Below are 1,758 nucleotides of genomic sequence, written 5' to 3'. Positions count from 1 at the left end.
GCCCGGCCCCCTCCCCCAGGCACCGGACCGCCGTCCGGTGTGCCAGCCGTGCCCGGGCCCCGACCGGCCGGGCCGAGCCGTGAAGGAGCGTCGTGACACCGACCCAGAAGCTGCCCGCGAGGTCCGCTGAGCTGCGGGCGCTGTCCGACGAGCACAGCGCGCACAACTACCATCCGCTCCCCATCGTGGTCGCCGAGGCCGAGGGCGTCTGGATCACCGACGTCGAGGGGCGCCGCTACCTCGACATGCTGGCCGCCTACTCCGCGGTCAACTTCGGGCACCGCAACCCGCGCCTCACCGCGGCCGCGAAACGGCAGATGGACCGCGTCACGCTGGTGAGCCGCGCGTTCGACCACGACAACTTCGGGCCGTTCGTCACCGAGCTCGCCGAGCTGTGCGGCAAGGACATGGTGCTGCCGATGAACAGCGGCGCCGAGGGCGTCGAGACGGCCCTGAAGACCGCGCGCAAGTGGGGCTACGAGGTCAAGGGCGTCCCCGCGGACCAGGCGAACATCATCACGTTCGAGGGGAACTTCCACGGCCGCACCACCACGATCGTCAGCTTCTCCACCGACGCCGACGCCAAGGACTCCTACGGCCCCTACACGCCCGGCTTCCGCACCGTCCCGTACGGGGACGTCGACGCGCTGAAGGCCGCGATGGACGGCTCGACCGTCGGCGTGCTGATCGAGCCGATCCAGGGCGAGGCGGGCGTGAACGTCCCGCCGAGCGGGTTCCTGCGCGCGGTGCGGGACCTGTGCGCCGCCAACGGCACCCTGATGATCGCGGACGAGATCCAGTCGGGCCTCGGCCGCACCGGCGCCACCTTCGCCTGCGAGCACGAGGACGTCGTCCCCGACGTCTACATCCTCGGCAAGGCCCTCGGCGGCGGGATCATGCCGGTCTCCGCCGTCGTCGCGGACGCCGACGTCCTGGGCGTCTTCCGGCCGGGCCAGCACGGCTCCACGTTCGGCGGCAACCCGCTCGCCTGCGCCATCGGCCGCGAGGTCGTCGCGATGCTGAAGACGGGCGAGTACCAGGAACGTTCCAGGACGCTCGGCGCGCACATGCACGAGCGCCTCGCCCGGCTGCCCGGCGACGTCGCCCACGAGGTCCGCGGCCGCGGCCTGTGGGCGGGCGTCGAGCTCCACGGCAAGGCCCGCCCGGTCAGCGAGCGCCTGATGGACCTCGGCGTCCTCGTCAAGGAGACACACGAGACCACCCTCCGCCTCGCCCCGCCCCTGACCATCGAGCGCGAAGACCTCGACTGGGCCCTCGACCAACTGGAAATAGCGCTGTCCACCCAGGGGGGCGACCCCCTGGAACCCCCGTCGCGAGCCGGTCGATCCTCACGCCACGGTGCGGGTGTGTTGTGACCGTGCGGGTTTGTGATCGCGGCGCTGCGGTCGACCGGCTCGGCGGGCCGTGCGACCTCCGGCGCTGAGCGCCTCCGGCCGCACGACCCGTGACCCCGGCTTAGGTCCCCGCCAGGACGGTGCGGCTGCCGGCTTCTTGGTCATAGCAAACCCCAATCTCGTCCAAGGCTCGCCCTTCGGTCCGTCTGGCGTGGGCGGTGGCGCTGGCTTGGGGTGCAGGGTGGGCGGATGCTGCGGAACAGGAGTAGGCGCCAGGTCATCATCGGGTGCGGTGCGGTGGCGCTGGGCCTCCTGCTGCTCGTCGGGAGCGGCCTCTACCTGCTGCAGCGCAACTACGACGGGGACGTGCGGCGCATCGCCGGGGCGCTGCCCGGGCGGGGCG

The 1,758-nt window shown here is 72.4% G+C and carries 1 protein-coding gene; it reads left to right on the top strand.

The genetic code is table 11. The features are described from left to right. Nucleotides 1-92 precede the first annotated feature (92 nt). Complete coding sequence (gene rocD / locus ETD83_RS41675; protein ID WP_329603081.1) at nucleotides 93-1,376, top strand: ornithine--oxo-acid transaminase; 1,284 nt, start codon at nucleotides 93-95, stop codon at nucleotides 1,374-1,376. Nucleotides 1,377-1,758 lie beyond the last annotated feature (382 nt).

The sequence above is a fragment of the Actinomadura soli genome, assembly GCF_005889715.1.
Taxonomy (GTDB): domain Bacteria; phylum Actinomycetota; class Actinomycetes; order Streptosporangiales; family Streptosporangiaceae; genus Spirillospora; species Spirillospora soli.
Note: the sequence above shows the minus strand (reverse complement) of the source record. Positions and strands in the feature narration are given on the sequence as shown.